At 42.3% G+C, this 16,394-nt stretch carries 13 protein-coding genes; 3 read left to right on the forward strand and 10 right to left on the reverse strand.

The window, feature by feature from the left end; genetic code table 11:
- Positions 1 to 144: 144 nt before the first annotated feature.
- From MIC7126_RS0101300 to fraI, 6 genes are all read right to left on the reverse strand, one after another.
- The gene (locus MIC7126_RS0101300; RefSeq protein WP_017651309.1) at positions 145 to 888 is read right to left on the reverse strand and encodes a carbonic anhydrase; all 744 of its coding nucleotides are present in this window, start codon (positions 886 to 888) and stop codon (positions 145 to 147) included.
- Between the two features lie 421 nt (positions 889 to 1,309).
- Positions 1,310 to 2,032, reverse strand: a complete 723-nt coding sequence (locus tag MIC7126_RS0101305; protein ID WP_026099951.1) for a carbonic anhydrase — start codon at positions 2,030 to 2,032, stop codon at positions 1,310 to 1,312.
- Positions 2,033 to 2,174: 142 nt separating this feature from the next.
- On the reverse strand, positions 2,175 to 2,903 hold the full coding sequence (locus MIC7126_RS0101310) for an ABC transporter ATP-binding protein (RefSeq protein ID WP_017651311.1): 729 nt from the start codon (positions 2,901 to 2,903) through the stop codon (positions 2,175 to 2,177).
- Positions 2,904 to 3,203: 300 nt separating this feature from the next.
- The gene (locus MIC7126_RS0101315) at positions 3,204 to 4,649 is read right to left on the reverse strand and encodes a sensor histidine kinase (protein WP_017651312.1); all 1,446 of its coding nucleotides are present in this window, start codon (positions 4,647 to 4,649) and stop codon (positions 3,204 to 3,206) included.
- A 179-nt stretch (positions 4,650 to 4,828) separates the two neighbouring features.
- Positions 4,829 to 6,580: an ABC transporter ATP-binding protein gene (locus MIC7126_RS0101320; protein ID WP_017651313.1), complete on the reverse strand. Its 1,752-nt coding sequence runs from the start codon at positions 6,578 to 6,580 to the stop codon at positions 4,829 to 4,831.
- A 148-nt stretch (positions 6,581 to 6,728) separates the two neighbouring features.
- Positions 6,729 to 7,460, reverse strand: coding sequence for a septal nanopore formation protein FraI (gene fraI / locus MIC7126_RS0101325; protein WP_017651314.1), 732 nt, complete (start codon positions 7,458 to 7,460; stop codon positions 6,729 to 6,731).
- A gap of 251 nt (positions 7,461 to 7,711) precedes the next feature.
- On the opposite strand from fraI, the gene galE reads away from it, so the two are divergent.
- Complete coding sequence (gene galE / locus MIC7126_RS0101330; protein ID WP_017651315.1) at positions 7,712 to 8,710, forward strand: UDP-glucose 4-epimerase GalE; 999 nt, start codon at positions 7,712 to 7,714, stop codon at positions 8,708 to 8,710.
- Positions 8,711 to 8,917: 207 nt separating this feature from the next.
- On the opposite strand, the gene MIC7126_RS0101335 is transcribed toward galE, so the two are convergent.
- Together MIC7126_RS0101335 and MIC7126_RS0101340 are read right to left on the reverse strand one after the other, a co-directional pair.
- Positions 8,918 to 9,538, reverse strand: a complete 621-nt coding sequence (locus tag MIC7126_RS0101335; protein WP_017651316.1) for a hypothetical protein — start codon at positions 9,536 to 9,538, stop codon at positions 8,918 to 8,920.
- Positions 9,513 to 10,739 (reverse strand): urease accessory protein UreH domain-containing protein, encoded by a 1,227-nt coding sequence (locus MIC7126_RS0101340; RefSeq protein WP_026099952.1) that lies wholly within the window; start codon positions 10,737 to 10,739, stop codon positions 9,513 to 9,515. The genes MIC7126_RS0101335 and MIC7126_RS0101340 overlap by 26 nt, the downstream gene beginning before the upstream one ends.
- Positions 10,740 to 10,894: 155 nt before the next feature.
- Here MIC7126_RS0101340 and MIC7126_RS0101345 point away from each other — a divergent pair, with 155 nt between their 5' ends.
- On the forward strand, positions 10,895 to 11,872 hold the full coding sequence (locus tag MIC7126_RS0101345; protein ID WP_026099953.1) for a M20/M25/M40 family metallo-hydrolase: 978 nt from the start codon (positions 10,895 to 10,897) through the stop codon (positions 11,870 to 11,872).
- A 415-nt stretch (positions 11,873 to 12,287) separates the two neighbouring features.
- On the opposite strand, the gene MIC7126_RS0101350 is transcribed toward MIC7126_RS0101345, so the two are convergent.
- Together MIC7126_RS0101350 and MIC7126_RS0101355 are read right to left on the reverse strand one after the other, a co-directional pair.
- Complete coding sequence (locus tag MIC7126_RS0101350; RefSeq protein ID WP_017651319.1) at positions 12,288 to 12,719, reverse strand: hypothetical protein; 432 nt, start codon at positions 12,717 to 12,719, stop codon at positions 12,288 to 12,290.
- Between the two features lie 247 nt (positions 12,720 to 12,966).
- Positions 12,967 to 14,475, reverse strand: coding sequence for a UbiD family decarboxylase (locus tag MIC7126_RS0101355; RefSeq protein WP_017651320.1), 1,509 nt, complete (start codon positions 14,473 to 14,475; stop codon positions 12,967 to 12,969).
- An 815-nt stretch (positions 14,476 to 15,290) separates the two neighbouring features.
- Here MIC7126_RS0101355 and pstS point away from each other — a divergent pair.
- Positions 15,291 to 16,331 (forward strand): phosphate ABC transporter substrate-binding protein PstS, encoded by a 1,041-nt coding sequence (pstS, locus tag MIC7126_RS0101365; protein ID WP_017651322.1) that lies wholly within the window; start codon positions 15,291 to 15,293, stop codon positions 16,329 to 16,331.
- Positions 16,332 to 16,394 lie beyond the last annotated feature (63 nt).

A 16,394-nucleotide genomic window follows, 5' to 3' on the forward strand; every position in this document is an offset into this window, starting at 1 on the left:
AGGCGATAGGGAACAGGGAACATGATACTGTTCAATCCTATGGGTACATTGAGGGTGGGGACTTCCTCGTTACGTTAAAAATGGGGTCAGCAATGCTCACCCCTATCTCAAATAATCCACTACAGTTAACTGGAATCTAAATTTTTACGTTACCAATGTGACTTTTCCTGTAGACAAATCGTAGCGACCACCAACGATTTGCAGTTTATTTTCCTTGATTAAAGTTCTTAAAATTGTTGAACTTTCTCCCAATTTTTGTGCTTGATACTGCACATTGGCAATGATGGAATTTTCCTCTAAACTACCAGTTTTATTTCTCACTCTTTCGACTGCTGGCTTAATTTCTTCGACAAACACACCGATTCTTCCCGGAAGTGGTTCACCTTTAACAGCAGCTGCTACTGCACCACATCTTGCGTGACCCAGAACTACAATTAGTTGAGCACCTAATACGGCTGTAGCAAATTCTAGGCTACCTATAGCTGTTTGACTAGCGACATTACCAGCTACTCTGACAACGAATAAGTCTCCAAGTCCCTGATCAAAAACAATTTCTGCAGGTACTCTCGAATCAGCACAACCTAGTATCGCAGCGAAGGGATATTGAGCTACGGATGTTTCTTGTAAACGTAATTTTGATTGGTTAGGATTGAGAGTTTTTCCGTCTACAAATCTTGCGTTTCCTTCTTTCAAGCTTTTTAAAGCTGCTTGTGGATTTAGTGGTTTTGGTCTTTGCTCAACATTAGTATTAGATGGTTGTTGAGCTACAGCTAAATCTTCTCCCCACAATAAACCACTAGCCGCAGCGGTGGCTCCAATACCAACACTTCCCACACCCACTAATTTGAAAAAATTTCGACGCCCAACAAATCCATTAATTCGAGTCATCGTTTTACCTTAATTTTATCGATTAGGTTCATCCTAAGTTGTGTTTATCAACAACAAATTGATGCCGCAATCCGGTTCAGTTAAGGCTTTTTGGTGTTGATTGATGTCGCTAGAGACATGGCAATGCAACGATTGTACAAAGCGTTTCCGACTTAACTGAACTGTATTAATTTAGTTCGCAAACAAGCCGCTGCTGTTTGAGGTAGCAGAGTTAATGTGCGACTACAACTAAGGATGAAAAAATTTACTTACTGTAGAAATAATACCAAAGTTAGTTATCAAGATTGAATAGAATTACCATACAGTAATACTAGGGTTTGCTATGGTATTTATCTATGGTTGGTGTAACCACTCCAGCTATGGAATAATACAATCATCGAAAATGTTAAGTTTTAAGTTGTTTATTTTTTAAACAACAAAATTATGCAGTCAAAGTAACTTTACCAGTATCAAGATCGTAAGTAGCACCGACAATTTGTAATTTATTTTCTTGTAGCAGTTGCTGTAGAATTGAACTCTGACGCAATTTCGCTGATTGATATTTAATATTGGCTAGGACTGCATTTTCATTGAGATTAGCGGAAATTTTTTTGACGGGTTCTACTGCTGGTTTAATACTGTCAACAATCAAGCCAAGTTTACCAGGGAGTTCTTCGTTTTTAAGAGCTGCTGCAACAGCACCACATCGGCGATGACCCAAAACTACAATTAACTGTGAGCCTAATACTGATGTAGCATATTCTAGGCTAGCGATCGCTATATCTGTAGCTACGTTACCAGCCACTCGCACCACAAACAAATCACCGATTCCTTGATCAAAAATTAATTCGGTAGGTACTCTAGAATCAGCACAACCTAAAATTGCTGCAAACGGATACTGGGCTTTGGCGACTGATTGTAATCTTGCTAATGATTGGTCAGGATATTTACGGTTTTGTTGACTAAATCTTTGATTACCGTCTAGTAGGCGTTTTAAAGCTTGATTCCCCTGAACTGGATTAGGGTTTGTTGAATGAACATCCGCAATTACTGCTTGCTTTCTATCTGACAGCAGACTACAACTCAAGCCAGTAGCTGTAACACAGGCTAAACCAGCCAACTTTAAAAAATCACGCCGTCCTACAAATCCATTAATTCGACTCATCAATCTAACCAACAACAGTTTCATTGTTGCCAGGAAGATATCAGACTTGAGTAGGGTGCGAGAGTACTATGCGAGACTGTTTAAGAGTGATTTAATGATTGAGGATAGGCAAGAGTGATTTTCCCTTACCTTCCCACCTTTGTTAATGCTTCTTGCCAGCGCCCAGATATAATTCGCCTACTTTGGGGTCATGTAACAATTCTTGACCAGGGCCGGAGATGGCGTCGCGTCCCGATTCTAAGACATAGCCGCGATGAGCCATTTCTAGGGCTTTACGGGCATTTTGTTCTACCAATACAATCGATGTACCACCCTGGTTGATTTGCACAATTTGCTCAAATACTTGTGTGACGAGAATTGGGGATAAAGCGGCGGAGGGTTCATCTAACAGTAATAAACTCGGTTCCAACATCAAAGCTTTACCCATCGCTAACATTTGACGCTCCCCTCCAGATAGAGTACCAGCTCGTTGACGACGGCGATCGCTTAATCTAGGAAACATGGCAAAAATTTTGTCTTTTAGGGGTTGGAGGGGAACGCTGCGAACAAAAGCCCCCATCTCTAGATTTTCTTCGACGCTGAGGGAAGGAAAGACATTAGCAATTTGTGGGACATAGCACATTCCCCGCTGCACAATTTGATTTGACTTTAGCCCAGCGATATTCTGACCTTTGAAAGTAATTGTACCTGTGTGGGGAGTGAGAAGCCCAAAAATAGTTTTCGCTAAAGTAGATTTACCAGCACCGTTGGGGCCGATGACTGTAACTATTTCTCCCTGTTCCACCCGAAAGTTGACGCCCTGGAGAATGTCTACATCTTTGATATATCCAGCATGAACATTTTCTACTTCTAGTAAATATTCAATAGTCATTTTTTATTTGGTATTTATTATTTGTTATTTGACAGGATTTTATGTTTGTTTATGGCTGGTAATATGATTAGGTTGATTCTGGCTAACTTATTTAATTTAGCAGTCAATTAAATCCAATTATAGCAGTTGCATAACATAAATTATATAGCGTTTCTCGTTTTATTATTGTACATTTTGTTGGGATTAGGGGTTAGGAAATAGAGGCGCTTAGGCTAGCCGCGAAAATGTTGGGTTATCCTGCGTTAAAAACCTGCAGGTCTACGTTTTTCAACCCAAACTACATCTTATTTACTTCAGACTTCAGACTTCAGATTTCATCTTTTCCAAATGCATAAAAATGGGAATTTGAATTAAAAACTCTGTGCCTTGGAGTGGTGTAGATGTGCATTTTAAATCGCCATGATGTTGGCTGATGATTTGATAGCTAATTGACATTCCTAAGCCTGTACCTGAGCCGACGGGTTTAGTTGTGAAAAATGGATCAAACATTTTTTCTTTGATATTTTCGGTCATACCACAGCCATTGTCTGTAATCCCAATTACGACTTGATTATTATCTATAACTTCAGTTTGAATAATAATTTCTCCTTGGTAGGGAATTGATGCATCTTTATGCAGAGATGATAAGCCATCTATGGCATCAATGGCGTTAGTCAGTATATTCATAAATACTTGATTTAATTGCCCAGGATAGCATTCAATTGCTGGTAATTTACCATAATTTTTAATAACTTGAATATCGGGATTATCTGCATTTCCCTGCAGACGGCTTTTTAAAATTAACAATGTGCTATCAATACCTTCATGGATATCAACTGCTTTCATTTCTGCTTCATCTAGGCGCGAAAAATTTCGCAATGATACAACTATTTCGCTGATGCGGTCTGCCCCCATTTTCATTGAAGATAATATATTTCGTAAGTCTTTATTAATAAAATCCAGGTCGATTGTTTCGATAAATTCTTGAATTTCTACTTCTTGTTGAGGATATTTATCTTGATAAAGTGCAATGAGTTGTAGTAAATTTTCCACATATTCATTAGCGATGATGCTATTACCATAAATAAAATTAACAGGGTTATTAATTTCATGGGCGACACCAGCGACTAATTGACCTAAAGAAGACATTTTTTCTGTTTGAATTAGTTGGGCTTGGGTGTTTGCGAGTTCTTTGAGAGCGGTTTCTAGTTGTGTGGCTTGTTCTTGGGCTTTGGTTGCAGTTATCAACGATTGTGTCATGGCTTGTTTTAATTCAAATGTTCTTTCCTCTACTCTAATTTCCAACTCAGCTTTAGCTTTTTTTAGGGCATTTTCGGCAATTTTTCGCTCATTAATTTCGGCTTTAAGCTGTTGGTTTGCTACTTCTAATTGGGCTGGACTGGGTAAAGCTAATGCTTGCGGAATTATCGGTACTAAAATAATAGCTGTGTACACAGAAATTGCGGCTGTAATTGCTTTAATAGCACCGGATAACCAGTAGGTGGGATGCCATAATGTCCACACTTCCATAATGTGAGTTGTACCACAGGAGACGATGAATGCACCAAATAGTAAGAGTATCCATTTAAATGGTAAATCTTCTCGTTTTTGGACGAAATAAACTAAGGTAATCGGAATCGAGTAATAGGCTAAAGTAATTAAGGAATCAGAGATGATGTGTAGCCATACCAAATTTGGTTTCCAAAGATAACAATGTCCGTGGGGAATAAAGAAGCCCTCAGCGAAAAAGCTTTGTAAAAATTCCATAGATTTACTGAGTTTAGTTTGTTGAGGGGTCAGGGGCTAGGGGTTAGGGGTTATATTTGAGTGGTGAAAATGATTTTGCAAGATACTAAAATTTTGTAGAGACGAAGCAAAAGCAAAGTCTCTACATGCAGATTAATTCTGAATTTTGAATTCAGCATTCTTGTTTGACACAAAAAATTTTAACGCAGTAGTTCTTCTACTTGATGTTGGCTCCACAAGTTTCTGTAAAACCCTGCTTGTTGCAAAAGTTCTCCATGAGTTCCCATTTGGACAATTTGACCTTTGTCCATCACAAAAATTCTGTCGGCGGTGGCTGCGGCGGATAATTGATGGGTGATAAAAATGATAGTTTTGCGCTGGACGCCTTGGGCAAGATTTTTGAGAATTTGTGTGGCGGTTTGATTATCGACGCTGGAGAGGGCGTCATCCAATATTAATATGGGAGCATCGATGAGCATGGCTCTAGCGAGGGAGGTACGTTGACGCTGACCACCAGAAAGAGTGATGCCACGTTCTCCGACTATGGTTTCATATTGTTGGGGAAAGTTTTGGATTTCTGGGTGAATTTGGGATAATTGGGCGACAGCTTCAACGTCTTGTTGTTCACTCACGGGGTCGCCGTAACGGATATTATTTTTGATAGTGGTGCTGAAAAGAAAGCTGTCTTGGGGAACATAGGCGATCGCACCTCTTAAATCTGCCAATGCTATGTTGGTAATATCAAAATCGTCTAAATATAACTGTCCTGGTTCAATATCTAACAGTCGGGGTAGGGCGTTGGCTAGAGTAGATTTCCCGGAACCAATCGCCCCGACAATTGCTACTGTTTCCCCAGGATTAATAGTAAAGTTAACATCAGCGATCGCTGGTTTCGCTGCACCTGGGTAAGTATAGCTGAAGTTTTTCGCGCTCAATTTCCCTTTTACTTCCGACTGGGGAAGATGTATAACTTCCTGATCATCCGCAATTTTTGGTGTCACCGCCAGAATCGATTCTAAGCGGTCAATGCTCACCTCGCCCCGTTGGTAGGTGGTGATGGTGAATCCTAACAAAGCGGTGGGAAAAACTAACCGCTCTACATAAATTAATAGCGCCAGACAGTCACCTACAGCTAAAGTTCCGGCAGAAATTCGCGCCGCTCCTAACCAAATAATCACCAAGGAACTGACACTAGCTAATCCACCAATCAGGGGAAAGAGAGTATTGCGGCTTTTGGCTAATTCCAAGTTAGCCGCTAATAACTGCTGATTTTTCTGGGCGAAGGCTCGACGCTCATTTTCTTCTTGGGCGTAGATTTTAATCAGAGCAATACCGCTGATATCTTCTTGAATTAATTCACTCATATCAGAGAGTTGCTCTTGCACTGCTGTTTGTTGTCGGCGGAGGCGGTTGCTAAATAGATGCACTAACAAGAACATCAAGGGATATACTGCCAGAGCCGCTAGTGTCAAATCCACATTAATCGCCAACATCACAGGTACTGTCAGCGCATAGGCAAAGAACGTATTTGCTAAACTCAGTACGGCGAAACCTAACAACCGCTTGACATTTTCGACATCACTGGTGGCGCGACTAATTAAATCGCCCACAGTATTAGTGGCAAAATAAGACGGCTCCAGTTTCAGTAGGTGTTGAAAAATTTGCTGTTTGAGATCAAATTCTACCTGGCGTCCCACTCCAAATATCCACAGGCGCGAAGCCATACGGATAAAAAACATCGCCGAACTGAGCAACATAATAATTACTACAGAATTTAGTAATTGTTGCCAGTTGAAAGTTTTTGAAAGTTGATCAACACCAGCGCGAATCAACCAGGGTATATAAATACCAATAGCATTAACAGAGAATAAAGCGATAATGCCAAAGGCTGTTTCGTGCCAGTGTGGGCGGAGGTAAGCACCGAGTTGAGCAAGACGTCGAGATTTCGCCATTGAAAAACAGTGAAAAGTTAAGGGTGTAGGAGTCAGGGGCTGGGAGTTAGGGGTAATGAGTTTTTTCCTCTTCCCCGAACGCCCTTACCCCATTTCCAAAAACTCCATCCGCAAGGGTATGAAGCTTTTAATCTTTTGCACCTGATGATTAACGACCACGCAAGAAACCATAAATCTGACTCAAATAACTGTCCCAAACTTGGGTTGTGAGCTGTAGTGTTTCTGCATTGGGTACGAAGTCTTCAGGTCTTAACCCCCGTGTCCGAATTTCTTGCGGATTTTGGAGGAGGTAAGGAGGAACTGTCACTTTCAGGGAATTGAAGGACAGAGTAACTTGATTGAGACTTGTAGATGGGAGGATTTTATCTCCCGCGATATCAGAAATGCTGTTGACTGGGTTTGCCGTACTTAATGCTACCAAAGTTCCAGGGGTAGGAGCTGCCTGCTCGACAGCAGACGCTAGCTGGAAATTGGGGACGACTTGTTGAGTGACTAATTGTGGTTCACTGATCATAGCGACGGGCGACCTAACTAAAAAATAAGCGATCGCCGGCGTACTTGATAGCATTAAAATAGCCAGTGCCCACCCCAGCAAATATCCCCCAGGGCCGTCTATTCCGCCACCTTTAATCCTTTGAGCCGCAAAAATCAACAAAAGCACCGACGCACCCAAAGGCTTGAGGGGAAAAGATATCAGTCGCCACAAAGACAACACTGCTGGGTCATTTGGATTGACAAACGCCAGCAATAAAATGACGAATAACACTCCCAAAACCACTCGCCCCAAAAAAGTCCCCTTGGGATAGAACCTCTGGAACAGAGAGTATGCGATAGTGCCAATCAACAGCCACACTAGTATCAGGGTCAGTGTTCTAAACATAGATGAACTCTCAAATGTTCTGTTGCGGTCAGCCTAGAGGTTTCGGGGAGTCGATTTATTTGCGTGTCAAATTGTAATCGCACCGTTACCTGACTTAAAATACATCAAACCTCACACCCAAAGACTACCGTCGTAGTGATTTTAGTGCAATTTTTCGCCAGTGCGTCTATATATTTGCAATTTTCCAGATGAGTAATGAGGCACCCGTAAATTAAATTAATTGAGTAGTTGACAATTCACAAGGAAAACCTATGTCGCCCGTCAAGCCCACTATTTTAGTGACAGGAGGAGCTGGATATATTGGTTCCCATACAGTTCTGGCTCTGTCACGCGCTGGTTATCACGTAGTTATCCTGGATAATTTGGTCTATGGACACCAGGATTTAGTGGAAAAAGTATTGCAGGTGGAACTAATAATAGGCGATACTGCCGATCGCGCTTTGTTGGATCATCTGTTTCAAACCCGCGATATTGCCGCAGTCATGCACTTTTCGGCTTATGCTTACGTGGGTGAGTCGGTTTCCGACCCGGCTAAATATTACCGCAATAATGTGATGGGGACGCTGACGCTATTGGAAGCGATGGTAGCGGCTTCTGTAAAGAAATTTGTTTTTTCTTCTACTTGTGCTACTTATGGTGTACCGGAAATTATCCCCATTCCCGAAAATCATCCCCAAAATCCCATTAATCCTTATGGTGCGACCAAGTTGATGGTGGAGCGGATTTTGGCTGATTTTGATGTCGCTTATGATTTCAAGTCAGTGCGCTTCCGTTATTTTAATGCTGCAGGCGCTGATCCCAATGGTTTATTAGGTGAAGACCACAACCCAGAAACTCACTTGATTCCTTTAGTCTTGCAGACTGCTTTAGGTAAACGCAAATCAATTTCTATTTTTGGTACTGACTACCCCACCCCTGATGGTACCTGTATTCGTGATTATATTCATGTCAGTGACTTAGCAGACGCTCATATTTTAGGTTTGGAATATTTATTAAAGGGTGGCGATAGTGAAGTCTTCAACTTGGGCAATGGTCAAGGCTTCTCAGTCAGAGAAGTGATTGCAGCTGCTCAACATGTTACCGGAATTGATATCCCAGTGCAAGAATGCGATCGCCGTCCCGGAGATCCCCCAGCTTTAATTGGTAGTGGTGAGAAAGCTAGAAAAATTCTCGGTTGGCTACCCCAATATCCAGACATTAAGGATATTGTCGTCCATGCTTGGCAATGGCATCAACAGCGCCATCAATAATTGATTGAGGAATAGGGAGTAGGTAAATTATCCTCTCCCTATCTCCCCATTACTCTCAAAAGCTACAAGCGAATTATCAAAAAAACCTCCGCGACGCCAGTTGCTTCAACGGGGGTAACCCCCGCAACGCACTGCCTCGGAAACCCGCGCACGCAAGTTCTCTCCGCGTACCTTTGCGTTAAAAAAATCTATTAATTCCCGCTATGCTCATTGCCTATTTTCATTCTTCACGCCCTTGAGTACCATAAACAAACCGCCGATGATGGGTACAGTTAAAAGAGCGATCGCCCACAATGGCAATTGTCGAGATGAATTCTCTTGCTCATTGTTGACATTTGGCGAATTTTGTGCAGTAGAGTCTACAGCTGCGCCAGCGGCTACTGTGACTTGAAAGTTGAACTTAAAGGGTGAGAAATTTGCTCCTGATGCAGGTTTACCAGTTAGTTGTAGTTGATAAATTCCGGGTTTAGGAAAGGTAATTTCTGTCCCTGGGATACCTTGATAGCGTTCTGCGACTACAGGTTTTAAAGTTGGTGACAGTAGCGCCGGCTCTTTTGGGGTGTGGGGTTCGGCATAAACTGCCAATTGACAATTACAATCTTTGAGGGGAATGGCTTTTCCACCTCTGCGAGTGAGAGCAAACCAAGTTTTAGCACTTTCCCCGGAGCGGGGTTGATCATTCGGTTCAATATGTATAGTAGCACCAACATCTGCGGCTGTTTTCACTTTATGAGCAACTGCACTGTCAACACCAGCAATGAAAATACCAGATGTCAACAGCATCACAAAACCAAGAGCAGATTTACCGCGACTTACTTGGGGGAACATAAAACTTTTCTAGAGTTAATTTTGACCAAAACCAGCGCCAACGCACCAGCAAGACACCGAGGGTAACAACTCCCATCAACGCAGCGGCTAATTTATTCCCCCAAGTTAATTGTAAGGAACCCAAGTAATGGGAACCAATCAGCAGAGCATGAACGGCACTCAAGAGCAAAGCTGGTACACTCAATAAATGAATTTGTCGCCAATATTTACCCAAAGATTTCTGCAATGAGTCGAAACTCGTGGCAGCAGCTGGAGTCATTAAGATCAATGCTATAACACCTGCAGCCATGCCCCACTGAAATTCTGGTGGTAAGAACACGAAAGCAGCAATATTCCATTGCAAAGCATGTTCAATCATGTGGGTGGTGTGAACCACTGATAACACAAAAGCCCCCACCCCCAGAACACGACGATAACGCAGCGGTGCAGCCCAAAAATTGCTGATGGGGCGAGCAATCAAGGATAATATTAAACAAGTTAGGGCAGCGTGTCCGGTATAATCAACCATGGTGTCGCCAGTCCGCAACAGGGTGATGATGCCAATGATTAACGTTACCCATCCACCCAAGCGAAATAATTGGCTGCGTCTATCTTGACTGACTAAAGATGCAGTGACGCCTACACCTAACATTGTCGGTAGTGTTCCCAAGCCAAAAGCTAGCATGGTGGCTGCACTCATAACTACACTTCCAGTTTCCGCAGCTTTAATTTGAGCAGCATACAAAAAACCACAAGGCATTAAACCCCAAGTTACACCTAAGAGTGCTGGCGTCCACCACCGAGTTTGTAAGGAAAGTTTGACCATGCCTGTGCTCAGGCGATCGTGTAAACTTTTTTGTAGGAATGGATGTAAAAGAGGAATTCGTGGTAGAAGTTTGGGGCTGACTTGTCCTAGCCCAAACCAAATCAGCATCACACCAGTAATAATCGCCATCCAACGGCGCAAGTCGCTACCAACACCCGCTAGATATCCACTTTCTAATAAGACTGCACCGAGTGTACCAATACCCGCGCCAACTAGAGCATAACTCAACAGTCGCCCCAGATTTAACAACAGGTGAAATTTCAGTTGTTGTCGCCAATCAGGCGTTTTCTGCTGATGGGACAAAGAAAACGCCATTGTCAAGGGGCTACACATGCCTAAGCAATGACCGAAACTTCCCAGAAACCCCAGGAGCATGATTAGCGATAAATCTAGCATAGATTAGGGGGTTGGGGAACAGTTGGTGACAGGTATATCAGTATTTAAAGTTCCTCACAAGGAACTTTAGGTGAAATTGCGGTATCTGTCAAAAGACAAGCTGTCACAGATAGCGATCGCGTTAATCTAAAATCGGATAAGCAGGATAAATGCAGATGGGAAAATGGATTTGGCTAGTGCTATTGGTTTTAGTAGTAGTTGTGGGGTTAGGTAGCAGGGGGAGCACGTTTTTTCCCCAAGCGCTCTCACCAGAAATTGTCCAAAGTGTCCCCACACAAAAGCCCCAACTGCAGCCAATGCAGAATCAGCTACAAGTTTCTGCCGAGAGACTATTTAATCATGTGCAAAAGTTGGATTTTCAGCGCTATACGTTGAAAGAGCGATCGCTAACTCGCAAATATATCACAACGGAACTGCAAAAATTCGGCTGGAAGCCAAAGTTAGAAAAGTTTTCCCATGGTGTCAATATCTTTGCTGAACGCCAGGGGACAGATCAAGCTGCAGGTGCAATTCTCCTCGCAGCCCATTATGATACAGTCGCCAATTCTCCCGGTGCTGATGATAATGCTAGCGGTATCGCCGTCATCCTGGAAATTGCGCGGCTTCTGGGTGCAAATTCTCCACCCCGGACTTTGCAGTTGGCGTTTTTTGACCAAGAAGAAGCCGGGCTTTTAGGTAGTAAAGCTTTTGTCACCAATACAGCCCATTTAAAAAATCTGCGTGGGGCGATCGTCTTGGATATGGTAGGCTATGCATGTCACAAAGTCGGTTGTCAACAGTATCCCGCCGCTTTACCTGTAACACCCCCCACGAAGCAAGGCGATTTCCTCGCAGTCGTGGGCGATACAGAACACTTACCCTTGCTGAACACCTTCCAAACCGCCAACACCGCAGATTTACCACCAGTCTTAACAGTCCCGATTCCTTTGAAAGGCTTGCTCACACCAGACACCTTGCGGAGTGACCACGCTCCTTTCTGGTATCAAGGCGTGGGTGCTGTATTGGTCACGGATACAGCTAATCTGCGTACTCCCTATTACCATCAACCAACTGATACACCCGCAACTATAGACCGTCCTTTTTTTGTGGGTGCAGCACAGATTGTTCTCAATGCGACAATTAAATTATTATAGCAATTCTCGGTCATATGAGGTACACAGTCGTAAGGGCACGGCACCGCCCATTAGTGTCAACTTAACGTGAAACCCTTGTCAAAACTCGATTTTGGATTCACTCACTTACCATGACAATCCGCGTTACCCCACCCCGGCTTTGCTGGCGCAAAACCTCCCCTCCCCTTAGCAAGGAGAGGGGACGAAGGGGTGGGGTAAAACGCCTGGGGGACAAAGGTTTTAGCTTAAGTTGACACCAATGGGCACCGCCGTGCCCCTAGAGGCGACGATATAATGTTGTACCGCATCTGAATGGGAACCGCTATAAAGAATAGTAACGAGTGAAACAGGATTACTTATGAAAATTAAACCTCTTGCAAAAGTACCTTTTCTGCTCTCTGTTCCCTGTTAAGAGTTCCCGACTTCTGTAAGAAGTCTATTGTTGTGGAAAAATTAAAGTCCAATTTTGGCGATCGCTAATTTGCCAGTATAAACCTTGGAGAATCAGCCGTAAAGCTGTGCGAGTTCTGATATAGTCTCTAATTAAATGTGTTCCTGGTTGAGCAAAGATATCATCATATTTTTGGCTATAACCAAATGGCTGAGAACATTCGCTTTCAGCACCTTTGACAGATAACACAAAAAATGGCGCTTGTTTATATTCATCAGGAATCATAAAGATACCATACACATGATGTTTACCCCGCCACGGTTGCACTACAACTTTACTCGCCTGTACTGTGAATTTGGGAATGTTTGATGTGAGAAAAGTTTGTGAATTGCACTGTGAATCATTGATCGGCCAAAACAGTGTAATTATGCTAAATGAAAGTAGCAAAATGAGAATATAAACAAATAGGCGACGCATAGGGGGACAAAAGTTCTGAAGCGACTGGTGCAATTTAATAAATAATGCTAGTGCAGCAACAGTAGTGAGAAAATCCCTCTGTAGAAATGGGAAATTTCTCTGAACATTATTCAGGGTAATTGAGAAGCGATCGCACTTTTGTGGCTATCTACACTGATTCAGGAATCTGGTTTAATTTTTAAAATTACTAATAAGGGCGAACAACCGTACTCCGAAACGGAGAAGCAAGCTACGCCCCTACAATTGATTACCGCATATCGTAGCCGAACAAATTGGGGTCAACTTCGCCTAATTGCAATTGAGCTAATCCATATTCCGCCCATCTACTATCAACTATTGCGGCTACATCTGGATCTGATTCTAAAGGTAAACCCCATTCATGATCAGTTTCTGGAGCAATTTTGGTAGTAGCATCAATTCCCATTCTGCCACCTAAACCAATTTTTTCAGAAGCAAAATCTAAAGTATCAAAGGGTGTATTTGGTAATATGAATACGTCTCGTGTGGGGTCTACTTTAGAACTAATTGCCCAGACTACTTGACGCGGATCGCGAATATTGATATCTTTATCCACAACAATCACAAATTTAGTATAAGTAAATTGTGGTAAAGCGCTCCAAAAAGCTAAAGCCGCTCGTCGCGCTTGTCCTGGATAGGCTTTATCAATGGAAATAATCGCCGCTTTGTAACTCAAAGCTTCCATTGGTAGGAAGAAATCGACAATTTCTGAGACTTGTTGCCGCAGAATAGGAGTATAGATGCGATTAAGTGCGATCGCCATCATCGCTTCTTCTTTGGGTGGACGACCGCTAAATGTTGTTAAATAAATCGGATTTTGGCGGTGGGTCATACACTCAAAGCGAATTAGTGGGGAATCTTCCACACCGCCGTAATAACCCATATGATCACCAAAGGGCCCGTCTGGTAAGACTTCCCCTGGTGTAATCGTCCCTTCTAAGACAAATTCAGCATCAGCGGGGACTTCTAAATCTACAGTTTTACATTTGGCTAACTGCACTCCTGAACCGCCATAAAGTCCAGCAAACAACCATTCTGATAAGTCTACAGGTATGGGTGTCGCAGCTGCCATAATAATTAGCGGATCTACACCAAGAGCGATCGCTATTTCTAATTTTTTCCCACGTTCGGCAGCTTTTCGCAAGTGTCTCGCACCACCCCGCACTGATAACCAATGCACTGTCATCGTCGTTTGAGATTGCAGTTGCAAACGATACACACCAACATTAGGCGTTCCCGTCTCACAATCCTTGGTAATTACTAATCCCAAGGTGATAATCTTGCCAGCATCACCACTATAAGGTCGTATCAAAGGTAACTTATTTAAATCTAATTCATCCTTGCCAATCACCACCTGCTGACAAGCTGGGAAAAAATCCCGTCCCGGTTTCGCCTTCAAAACGTCAAACAGCACTTTCCCGAAATCTATCGCCTGAGAAATCTTCTTTGGCGGTTTGGGTTGCTGTAACATACTCAGCTTTTTTCCCAGAGTTTCCAACTCTTGCGGATGCTGCATATTCATCGCCCAGCATATCCGTTCCACAGTGCCCATCAAATTCACTGCTACCGGGAAGGATGCACCCTTAACATTCTCAAATAATAAGCCAGGGCCGCCCTTTTGTAGCATCCGGTTGGCAATCTCTGCAATTTCTAGCTCAGGATCAACTAAAGCGGAAATTCGCTTTAATTGTCCTTTTTCCTCCAGAATTTTGATAAATCCCCGCAAATCTCTCGCCATTGTTTTAGTCAAGTCGAATAATTAAGAAATATGAAGCGCTTTATTATATTACATGGGTGACAGCTTAAATTTAACAGCAAATTAATCTCAGGCTTGACTTTTCTTAACGTTCTGTCGCCACCTATTTCGTTATGGTGTTTAGGGATAAAGCATTATTTACTACAAATAAGCGCTAACCTGATCAAACATGGCGAAAAGATGAGACAGTTCCTGGCAGGTGTACTGAGTATTTGGCCCCTGCTGGGTTTATTTTTTTGCCTAATCCTCAAATCTGAGGAAGCAATTCGTAATGATGATGTCAAATCCACCGCAGAGATAGGCAACTTTCAGAGTTTATCAAACTAACTAGATGACTATATAAAAGTCAAGACACTTAGCTTCAAAATTCGTCATAATTGCTAATCTAACTTTAACAAAAGTTGTAGAAATAATAGATTTTTGTATCAATATTTTTTTGTTTCACGCCAACAACAGTGCGAGAATCATGGTTTTTGCCAGAGACTGCAAGAGCCGCACTCACAAGCAATCATAAAAATATTTTTCCCTAACCCCTAACCCCTAACTCCTAGTCCCTTTTTTTTCAGAAATGTCTAATATTTCTATTTTGTTTTTTTGTGAGCAAAACAAAAACAATGTCGTGACTATCACAGTTTATTAAAGATAGGACACATATGATCATAATGAGGATTTAAATTAAGTTTTAGTCCAATTTAATTTAATTTTTACCTTTCGTTAAGGTTTTTTTAACCATAGGGAATGTAACTTATTTGAGGCTGTGATTTCAGCAGGAAAATGTTCCTTAAAAACGAGGTAATATGAGTTTTTCGACCACCATTTGGAATCGTGTAGTTACTACTACTGTAGTAGCGTCTGCTGTTGCAATTAGTCCTATGTTTGTAGCGACTGCTCAACAAGCTCAAACTCTCAATGGTGCAGGAGCAACTTTTCCCGCTCCATTGTATGAGCGCTATGCTCGTGAAATTAAGAAAAAACATCCAGAATTGAAAGTTAACTACCAAGCAATTGGTAGCGGTGGCGGTATTCGCCAAACTATTGCTGGAACCGTTGATTTTGGTGCTAGCGATGCAGCGATGAAAGACGAAGAAATGGCACAAGTCAAGAATGGTGTCATCCTAGTACCCACTGCAGGCGGTGCTGTTTCTGTTGTTTACAATCTTCCCGGTGTTAGCAGTCTGAGATTGTCTCGCGCTACATTACCCGCTATTTTTTCCGGACAAATTACTAACTGGAACGACGCCAAAATCAAAGCTGATAACCCCAGCGCTAACCTACCAAATTTACCAATTAAATTCGTAGTGCGCGCTGATGGTAGTGGTACAACTTTCATTTTCACCAATCATTTGAGTACCATTAGTGGTTATTTCAAAGGTAGAATTGGCGCTAACACAGCTCCCAAATGGACTTTGCCTAATGTGCTCAAAGGTAAAGGTAATCCAGGTGTAGCGGCTCTAGTAGCTCGCACCCCTGGTTCTATTGGTTATGTAGAGTACAGTTACGCTGTAGAAAACAAGTTGAATTCTGCACAAATCCAAAATAAGAAAGGAGAATTTGTCTCTCCTTCTTTACAAACAGCAAACGCAGCTTTATCAACAGTTCAATTCCCTGACAACTACCGCGTTTTCGTTGGTGATCCTGGACAAGGCTACCCCATTGTTGGTCTAACTTGGATGATGGTTTATAAGCAGTATCCCGCTGGAAAAGGTGATGCTATTAAAAAATGGATCAATTGGGTGCTCAAAGATGGTCAACAATTTAATGATGACCTCAACTACACCAAAATCCCTGATAGTGTAGCTAACCGTGTATTACAAACAGTAAATAGCACTGTCAAGTAATTGATTTTCTTGCTCCTCTATCTTCTGGATAGGGTGGGCTAATTGCTCACCCTAAAAACATGA

It is taken from the genome of Fortiea contorta PCC 7126, from assembly GCF_000332295.1.
Classification (GTDB): Bacteria; Cyanobacteriota; Cyanobacteriia; order Cyanobacteriales; family Nostocaceae; genus Fortiea; species Fortiea contorta.